Origin of the sequence: Psychromonas sp. B3M02 (assembly GCF_003318165.1) — a bacterium.
GTDB lineage: Bacteria > Pseudomonadota > Gammaproteobacteria > Enterobacterales > Psychromonadaceae > Psychromonas.
In genome coordinates this window covers 20,844-30,655 of sequence record NZ_QOCB01000101.1, presented here as the reverse complement: position 1 = coordinate 30,655, position 9,812 = coordinate 20,844, and the positions used below count along the sequence as shown (strand labels likewise).

General features: G+C 38.6%; 5 protein-coding genes. 3 read left to right on the top strand and 2 right to left on the bottom strand.

The genetic code is table 11. The annotated features are described in order from the left end of the window. Positions 1 to 623: 623 nt before the first annotated feature. Positions 624 to 1,616 (bottom strand): type I glyceraldehyde-3-phosphate dehydrogenase, encoded by a 993-nt coding sequence (gap, locus tag DS885_RS11155; RefSeq protein WP_113819511.1) that lies wholly within the window; start codon positions 1,614 to 1,616, stop codon positions 624 to 626. Positions 1,617 to 1,980: 364 nt separating this feature from the next. Further along, entirely contained in the window at positions 1,981 to 2,874 is an 894-nt protein-coding gene (locus tag DS885_RS11150; protein WP_113819510.1) for a D-hexose-6-phosphate mutarotase, read from the bottom strand. 275 nt (positions 2,875 to 3,149) lie between these two features. Here DS885_RS11150 and malQ point away from each other — a divergent pair, with 275 nt between their 5' ends. The 3 genes from malQ to glgX are packed head-to-tail and all read left to right on the top strand — an operon-like array spanning position 3,150 to position 9,787. Continuing rightward, positions 3,150 to 5,333: a 4-alpha-glucanotransferase gene (gene malQ / locus DS885_RS11145; RefSeq protein WP_113819509.1), complete on the top strand. Its 2,184-nt coding sequence runs from the start codon at positions 3,150 to 3,152 to the stop codon at positions 5,331 to 5,333. Positions 5,334 to 5,371: 38 nt separating this feature from the next. Then, positions 5,372 to 7,684 (top strand): 1,4-alpha-glucan branching protein GlgB, encoded by a 2,313-nt coding sequence (gene glgB / locus DS885_RS11140; RefSeq protein WP_113819508.1) that lies wholly within the window; start codon positions 5,372 to 5,374, stop codon positions 7,682 to 7,684. After that, the gene (gene glgX / locus DS885_RS11135) at positions 7,685 to 9,787 is read left to right on the top strand and encodes a glycogen debranching protein GlgX (protein WP_258546900.1); all 2,103 of its coding nucleotides are present in this window, start codon (positions 7,685 to 7,687) and stop codon (positions 9,785 to 9,787) included. It begins immediately after the preceding gene. Positions 9,788 to 9,812 lie beyond the last annotated feature (25 nt).

Here is a 9,812-nt window from a genome sequence, read left to right as displayed (position 1 = left end):
TAGTATCTAGTATCTAGTATCTAGCATCTCGTAATCTAGCCTCTATTATCTCAAACACCAGATACAAAAAAGCCCATACCGAAGTATAGGCTTGATAACAAAGTTTAGAAGTTTGTCTTATTTAGAGATAAGAGCAGCTAGGTTTAGAACTTTGTTTGTTTTTATCTAGTTCGATTTCGTTATTACTTTGAAAAAGTAACGAGTTCAAAGCTCAAACTTAGTATCTAATATCTAATATCTAATATCTAGTATCTAGTATCTAGTATCTAGTATCTAGTATCTCGTAATCTAGCCTCTATTATCTCAAACGCCAGATACAAAAAAGCCCATACCGAAGTATAGGCTTGATAACAAAATTTAGAAGTTTGTCTTATTTAGAGATAAGAGCAACTAGGTTTAAAACTTTGTTTGTTTTTATCTAGTTCGATTTCGTTATTACTTTGAAAAAGTAACGAGTTCAAAGTTCAAAGTTCAAAGTTCAAAGTTAAAATTTAGTATTTAGTATTTAGTATCTAGTATCTAGTATCTAGCATCTCGTAATCTAGCCTCTATTATCTCAAACGCCAGATACAAAAAAGCCCATACCGAAGTATAGGCTTGATAACAAAATTTAGAAGTTTGTCTTATTTAGAGATAAGAGCAACTAGGTCTAAAACTTTGTTTGAGTAACCGATTTCGTTGTCGTACCAAGATACAACTTTAGCGAATTTGTCAGTTAGAGAAAGACCAGCAGCAGCATCAAATACTGAAGTTTGGATTTCACCGATGAAGTCTTGAGAAACAACAGCTTCGTCAGTGTAACCTAAAACACCAGCCATTTCGTTTTCAGAAGCACGTTTCATTTCTGCACAGATTTCTTCGTATGTAGCAGCAGTTTTTAGGTTAACAGTTAAGTCAACAACAGAAACGTCAGCAGTTGGTACACGGAAAGCCATACCAGTAAGAAGACCGTTTAGCTCAGGAATTACTTTACCTACCGCTTTAGCAGCACCAGTTGAAGATGGGATGATGTTTTGAGAAGCACCACGACCACCGCGCCAATCTTTAACAGATGGACCATCAACAGTTTTTTGAGTTGCAGTAGTTGCATGAACAGTAGTCATTAGACCTGATTCAATACCCCATTTATCGTTAAGTACTTTAGCGATAGGTGCAAGACAGTTAGTAGTACAAGAAGCGTTAGAAACGATGTCTTGACCAGCGTACTCAGAGAAGTTAACGCCGTTAACGAACATTGGAACGTCGCCAGAAGGACCAGTTAGAACAACTTTTTTAGCGCCAGCAGTGATGTGCTTACGAGCTGTTTCGTCAGTAAGGAAAAGACCAGTTGCTTCAGCAACTACGTCTACGTCAACTGCGTCCCATTTTAGATCTTCAGGGTTACGCTCAGCAGTTACACGTACTGTGTTACCGTTTACGATTAGGTTACCGTCTTTAACTTCAACAGTACCGTTGAAACGACCGTGAGTTGAGTCATATTTAAGCATGTAAGCCATGTATTCAACGTCGATTAAGTCATTGATTGCAACAACTTCAACATCAGCACGTTCACATGCTGCACGGAATACGAAACGGCCGATACGACCGAAGCCGTTAATACCTACTTTAATTGTCATTTTATTTTTCCTTATGGATGTTTGATTTTTTTAACTTGTCATCATTATAAGTGCCTTTGACACCTAGTTTTTGATGTTAGTCAAGTTATAAGCTCTAAAAAATACTTTTGTTGCTCACTATTTTGTAAATCAACGCTTAGTATTTTTTTGAACTAATATCACAGTAATTAAATTACCAGAGCATATTAAGGGCAATTCTCGATAAAATAAAGAAAAACCATCATTAAACTATTATTTCTCGCTCTATTTTAGGTTTTTATTTAAGTCAAGGGCTAACTGTAACCCGTTCCATAACCATATTTCATAAAATAGAATTTTTTGTTGTTACTTTGTAAATTAAGTGGTTATTTTTGAAAGTAATGGGTTATTTGATAACAGTTTTTAGGCGGTGAGACTCACCTGGTGCAACTAAATGGCCAGGATCGGCTGTGATTGCAGACTCAATACATAGCATGGTTTGGTAACCATCATCGGGCATATCTGCAAATGCTTTTGCTCCTTCGACCCATGGATTCCATACCACTACCGAATCGTTACCTTCATTACTAACTGAAATGGTACGTTGGTATGCATCATCTTTTACCACAATAGCACCATCGTTGACTGCGTAAATCGAATCGATTGGGTGACCAATATGTAAAGGCTGAGCACTTTGTTTTGCTTGGTTACTTTGTAATGAGTCCGTGTAGTCGTTTGCTAAACCTTGTACTGAACATTGACGTTGATCTGCAATATGTAAATAAGTATGTAGTGCACCACTATAATGGAATGGAGTTTCACCGGTGTTCTCGGTAATCAGTGTTAATTCAACATGGTCAGTTAAAGAAGCTTTTAAGGTAAGGTTAAAATCATGTGGCCAAATCGCTTTTGTGGATTGACTGGTTTCTAATGAAAACTCAATATCAATACCTAAGTCAGTGCTATTAAATGATGATAATGTCCATTCACTGTTTCTAGCAAAACCATGAGAAGCTAAGCCTTTTTGTTTACTTTCAGTATTACTACCAAACCAAGGCCAACAAATAGGCACTCCACCACGAATCGCTTTTTTAGGAGCATATACAGCTGTTTTACTGAGGTAAATAAGTGGTGCGGCTTGTTTAGCTTGAAAGTGTATTAGGTGAGCGCCGTGTAAGCTAAAGGCAGCATCAAATTTTTTATGCTTGAGAATAATAAACTCAAAACCATTTTGATCAACTTCGATACTTATATGTTCATTTAATGTTCTGATTGTCTTAAGTTTTAAATGTGAAATCATATCTGTTCCTATGTAATGAATTATATCCAACCTCAGAATTATATTTTATTTTCAACTGTTTAAAATTGATTAAAAATAATAAATTGTCGCTTTATAAATGAAATGAAAAGAGATGTTTTTGTATATTTTTAAATTTTAAAAGCGCATCTTATGAGTAATATTTTATGCAATGAGGATGTTTGCGTGATTAAATCATTGCAAATTACTGTTATTAGTTAAATACTCATTTTAATAAATTAACATGACAGTAAGTTAACTATATAGATAGGTGTTTTATGAATAATCCTGCATTGGCGTCGTTTATGCAACTAAAAGGAATAGACCAGCATTTTGTAGATGCATGGGGGAACCCCGCGACAGTTAGCGAAGAGAAAATCAAGAATTTAATTTCACATATGGGCGTTGATGCTTCCGATGAACATGCATTGATGGATTATTATAATCAACAAGAGCTACAACATTGGTTGTCTGTATTAGCACCCGTCACCGTATTACAACAGGCTCAAAGCTACCTCATTGAAGTACACCTCCCAATCGACTTTGTGACAGATCCTTTGCTTTATCGAATCACCACAGAAGATGGTTTAGAGATAGATAAACAGATTACTGCGACCGACTTTCCGTTGTTAGGTTGTAAAGATATTAATGATATCGAGTTTCAACTGTATGAAGTTGAGATAGACGTTCCACTTGATATTGGTTATCACAAGTTAACATTATTAGAAGAAGGTAATGATCAACCCTTAGCTGAGATGTCCTTAATTATTACCCCTGAAAGTTGCTTTACACCGGCTCCTATAAAAGAAGGTAAAAAATTATGGGGGGCTAGCGTTCAGTTATATTGTTTAAAAAGTGAGAATAACTGGGGAGTTGGCGATTTTTCTGACCTAAAATTTTTACTGCAAAAAACCGCTGAAAATGGTGGTGATTTTATTGGTTTAAATCCGATCCACGCTTTAAACCCATCACAACCAAAGCAAGCCAGTCCGTATAGCCCTTCATCACGTGAATGGTTAAATATCATCTACACAGATATTACGGCAGTGCCTGAATTTGAAGAATGTGGATCATTACAAAAACAATATAAAAGTGAAGCATTTCAAGCTGAATTGTCTGCATTACGAGGCACTGACTGGGTTGATTATGAAGCAGTGACCAAGTTAAAACTCTGTGCATTACGCGACATGTTTGACACATTAGTGAATGCTAAAAGTAATCGCCTTAAAGAGCTTGATGCATATGTAACAGAAAAAGGGTCAGCTTTGCAGCAACAAGCTGTTTATGATGCTTTACGTTTTAAGTTCTTAGAAGAAGATCAAAATGCTTGGGGATGGCCTGCTTGGCCACAGGAGTTTCAGTCTTTTAACAGTGAAGGCACACAACAATGGTGTGAGGAAAATAAACAGGAAATTTTATTTTGGTGTTATTGCCAATGGGTGACTGAGGCGCAACTAGCCGAAGCAGATAAACTTGCGCAATCCTTAGGTATGTCATTGGGTTTATATCGAGACCTTGCCGTTGGTGTAGGTAAGGGGGCGAGTGATGTCTGGGCAAATCATGACCTGTACTGCGAACAGATCAGTATTGGTGCCCCACCTGATGTTTTGGGACCATTAGGACAAAGCTGGGGGTTACCACCTTGGTCGCCGGATCAGTTGTTTAAAGCAGGTTACCAGCCATTCATTGATCTATTGCAGGCGAATATGAGCTATTGCGGCGCGTTACGTATTGACCACGTGATGGCGTTGCTTCGTTTGTGGTGGGTACCTGAAGGTGAAACCGCGGATAGCGGCGCTTATATCTATTATAACGTTTACGATATGCTGAATATATTAGCATTGGAAAGTACGCGGAATCAGTGTTTAGTTATTGGTGAAGATTTAGGCACTGTACCTGAAGGGATGGACACCTTATTGCAAGAAGCAGGTGTTTACTCATATAAAGTGTTCTTTTTTGAGCAGGCACCTGACGGTGGATTTATTTCGCCTGATCATTATATACAACAAGCCATGGCGACTTTATCAACCCATGATATCGCGACTATCAAAGGCTATTGGCATTGTGATGACCTGTATTTAGGTAAAGAGTTAGGTTTATATCCAGATCAAGCTGTATTTGAACGATTACTGAATGACCGAGTAAGGGCAAAGCAGCAAATTTTAAATAGTTTACATGGTCATCAATCGATTCCCGATGATCAATATCATGATGCCAATACTACTGGCATGGATAAGCAATTAAACTTCAAATTACAACAACATCTTGCTTCAGGAAGTGCGTTACTCCTCAGTTTACAACTCGAAGACTTTTTAGAGATGGACCAACCCGTTAATGTACCAGGTACAAGTGATGAATATCGTAATTGGCAACGTAAACTCTCTCACAACTTAGAAGCACTTTTTGCCGATGAGGATATTTTATCTCTACTCAATAAAGTTACAGAAGCACGCTCTCGTTAACAGCAATATTATGAATAATTTCTGATTAGGTAATGAAGATGACAAGAAAAAATGCGAAAAAAACAGTAACCAGTAAAAAAAAGCAAACTATTGAATACTCGGTTAAAAAAGCTGAAGCAAGCACTAAAATAGTCGCTGCACCATTAAAGTCAACATTATTAGCACAATTAGAAAAAGCCAGGTTAGCAAACCCATTCGACACATTAGGGTTAATAAAAAATGTTGAGTCGACAGGTTATTTGTTAAGAGTGTGGTTGCCCGATGCAAAAGCCGTAGAGTTTGTTGCATTAGATGACTCAAAGCTCGCTGGTAAATTAATTCAAGTTTATGAAGCAGGATTATTTGAAATTAATTTACCAGACATGACTGAAGTCTTTGTTTATAAGTTAACGGTGACTTATGCGAATGCAACACATCAAGTCATTGACCCTTATCAGTTTCATGATATTGCCTTTGAGGGATTATCCACTCTACATGAAGCGCCACAGAATGTTTATCATACTTTAGGTGCTCAGCTTAAAGAAACTGTGGTTAATGATGTCGCTGTGAGTGGCGTTCGTTTTATCGTTTATGCACCTAATGCCAGCAGCGTAAGTTTAATTTCAGAGCATAATTTTTGGAATGGTCAACATCATCCTATGCAAAAAAGCTGGTGTGGTCATTGGGTCTTATTTGTACCTGGTTTAAGTGCTGGTTGTGCTTATAAATATGAGTTAAAAGATGCTGGAGGGCATCGTTTGCCGCATAAAGCTGATCCAGTTGGATTTCAAGCTGAGCAATATCCTTCTCATGCGTCGATTGTGGTTGACCATGACAAATATCAGTGGAATGACCAAGCTTGGCAAGCCTCACAGGTGGGAGATAAACGCTTTGCTCCCATGAGTATCTATGAAGTGCACCTTGGCTCATGGAAGCGTAAACATGAGGATGGTGTTGAGCGTATGCTCACTTATCGCGAGTTAGCGGAAGAGTTACTGCCATATTTGTTAGGTATGGGTTATACCCACCTTGAAGTGATGCCTATCTCTGAATTTCCTTTTGATGGTTCATGGGGTTATCAGCCAGTAGGGTTATTTGCTGCGACCAGTCGATTTGGTGATGCAGACGATCTTAAATACTTTATCGACCAGTGTCATCAGGTAGGGTTAGGGATTATTATCGATTGGGTGCCTGCTCATTTCCCTGCCGATCCACATGGTTTAGCGCGCTTCGATGGTACTCCTTTGTATGAATATGAAGATCCGCGTCGAGGCTGGCACCCTGATTGGAACTCTTATATTTATGATTTTGGGCGTGACAATGTACGTCAATTCCTAGTGGCAAGTGCATTGATTTGGTTAGATAAATTTCACGTAGATGGATTACGTGTGGATGCCGTCGCCTCTATGTTGTATTGGGATTACTCTCGTGAAGAGGGGGAATGGGTACCAAATGTTGATGGTGGTAACCATAACTATGAAGCAATCAGTCTACTAAAATGGTTTAACGAAGAAGTATATAGTCAATACCCACATGCTATGACCATTGCTGAAGAGTCTACCGCTTTTGCTGGCGTATCTAAACCAACCTTTGAAGGTGGATTAGGGTTTGGCTTTAAATGGAATATGGGCTGGATGCATGACTCATTAAATTACATGTCTCAGGATCCTATGTACCGAAAATATCACCATCACGAAATGACCTTTGCGATGGTTTATCATTATAACGAGCATTTCATCTTACCTTTGTCTCATGATGAAGTGGTACACGGTAAAAAAAGTTTACTGGATAAAATGCCCGGTGATGAGTGGCAAAGTGCCGCCAATTTACGTGCTTACATGGGCTATATGTTTGGTCACCCAGGTAAAAAGCTTAATTTTATGGGCGGTGAATTTGCTCAAAGCCACGAGTGGAATCACGACCATAGTTTAGATTGGGATTTATTAGATTATGAAAAACACAAAGGCCAACAAAAACTTATCTCTGATCTTAATCACTTCTATAAAACTAACCCAGCAATGTATGAATCTGATTATCAGCCTGAAGGTTTTGAATGGTTAGATCATAGTGATGATCACAACAGCATTATCTCATTTGTTCGCTATAATCTAGATAAAAGCCAATATGTGATTTGTGTCTCGAATTTCACCCCTGTACCTCGTCAAATGTACCGTATTGCAGTGGATGAGGTTGGTCATTATGAAGTAGTGATCAATACCGATAGTGAATATTATTGGGGCAGTAATTACCAGATGGGTGAACAGATGGGCGTATTTATAAGTGAAGCACATCCATGGCAAGGAAAGGAACATTCAATAGTCGTAAATTTACCCCCACTATCAACGGTTTATTTAAAACGAAAGGGTGCTTAAGTGGCAAAACATAATATTGAAATAGAGATAGCTAATCCACATAGTCAACAATCTTTGTTTTCTGCGAGTAAAGGCCAATGCTTTCCTTTAGGCGCAACACTTGATGAGCAGGGTTGTAACTTTGCAGTACATAGCCAAGGGGGCACTTCCGTTGAACTGTGCCTATTTGATAAACATGAAAAACAAATTGCTAGTTACCCATTAACTTCATCACATTCACATTTATGGCATGTGTATTTAACGGGAATTAAAGCAGGTCAAGCTTACGGTTACCGTGTTGATGGTGAGTTTAAACCGGCTAATGGGCTGTTCTTTAACAAAAATAATTTGCTCATTGATCCTTATGCCAAAGCCTTAAGCAAGGTACAACATAGTTTTGTACAGGCACAAAGTGACCTTGATGATAACTTTGTTGCTAAGTCGCTGGTGGTAGATGATAGTTTCGATTGGCAGGGCACTGAAAAGCCTAATATCAATGCTCAAGAGCGTATCTTATACGAGCTGCATGCTAAAGGTTTTACCCAAAGTAACACTAAGATCCCATTAGCAATGCGTGGCAAGTATCTTGGTTTGTCACACCCTGAAAGTATCAAACATTACCAATCTTTAGGGGTCACTAGCTTACAAATTATGCCTGTATTTAGCTTTATGAGTGAGCCTCGTTTAAGTGGACTCAGTCTGACCAATTATTGGGGATATAACCCAATTAACTTCTTCTCGCCTGAACGCCGTTATAGCCAATATGATGCGGTGAATGAATTCAAAACCATGGTTAAAGAGTTACACGCAGCTAATATTGAAGTGATATTGGATGTGGTCTTTAATCACACCGCTGAATCAGGTAAAGATGGGCTAATACTGAGCTTTAAAGGGTTAGATAACAGACATTATTATTGTTTTGAAAGCACTAAACAGGGTGTAGATTTTCAACGTTATAGTAATCATTCTGGTTGTGGTAACACAGTTAATTTAGATTTTGCTTGGTCATTAAAAATTACCTTAGACTCATTACGTTACTGGGTGACTGAGATGCAAGTTGATGGCTTTAGGTTTGATTTAGCCGTCACACTAGCTCGTGAAGCAAAAGGCTTTACAGAGCACAGCGCTTTTTTCAAAACATTGATGCAAGACCCTGTTCTGAGTCAGGTTGTATTAATCGCTGAGCCTTGGGATATTGGCCCTGGCGGTTATCGTTTAGGTGCTTTCCCTGAACAATGGAAAGAGTGTAATGACAGGTATCGCGATACCATGCGCTCTTTCTGGCGTGGTGATACAGGTAAAGTCTCTGAAGTGGCGACACGGCTATTAGGTTCACATGATTTTTTCCCGGCTAAATACCGTAGCAACAGTACCAGCGTTAACTATATTTGTTATCACGATGGTTTTACGTTAGATGATTTGGTGTCATTTCAAGAGCGTCATAATCAAGCTAATGGTGAAAATAATCGAGATGGTCACGGTCATAATTTATCTGCTAATTATGGTTTTGAAGGGCCAACGGAAGATGAGCGTATCAATCGTTTACGCCAACAACAAAAGCGTAATATGATTGCCACGCTTTTTTTATCTCAGGGCACGCCGCACTTTTTATCCGGTGATGAAATGGGTAATCATCAATCGGGCAATAACAATGCCTATTGTCAAGATAATCAAATTAGTTGGATTAATTGGGATACGTCTGAGGATGACCAGGCATTACTCGCTTTTACTAGCAAGATGATTGCATTACGCGCAGAGTCACGTTTATTTGGTGACCTCATCTTAGATGATCATAATCCCGAGAGTGATATTGTGGCTTGGTATCACCCTGATGGTTACTTGATGGAAGAGGTAGATTGGCATGCCACTAATTCGCAGGCCATTGCGCTATCATTAAAAGAAGCCAGTGAAGAGGGGGAACATTGGTACTTGATTCTTAACGCATCTACATACCAAATCGCCTGTGAGCTACCTAAGTTAGCAACAACTAAAACATGGTGTAAGGTCTTAGACACAAGTTGTGCAACGGGTGAGTTGGTTGATCAAAACGCCGAAGAAGCATCAGTACACGCAAAAGCACACTCAACGCTCTTATTTAAGGTGGTAAACAGTAGTAAAAAGTAAATAAAGTCTATTTAAACAGGGCTTA

What these genes read in the sequence shown, in the direction of transcription:
- gap (WP_113819511.1), bottom strand. Translation starts at nt 1,616, where the DNA reads ATGACAATTAAAGTAGGTATTAACGGCTTCGGTCGTATCGGCCGTTTC.
- DS885_RS11150 (WP_113819510.1), bottom strand. Translation starts at nt 2,874, where the DNA reads ATGATTTCACATTTAAAACTTAAGACAATCAGAACATTAAATGAACAT.
- malQ (WP_113819509.1), top strand. Translation starts at nt 3,150, where the DNA reads ATGAATAATCCTGCATTGGCGTCGTTTATGCAACTAAAAGGAATAGAC.
- glgB (WP_113819508.1), top strand. Translation starts at nt 5,372, where the DNA reads ATGACAAGAAAAAATGCGAAAAAAACAGTAACCAGTAAAAAAAAGCAA.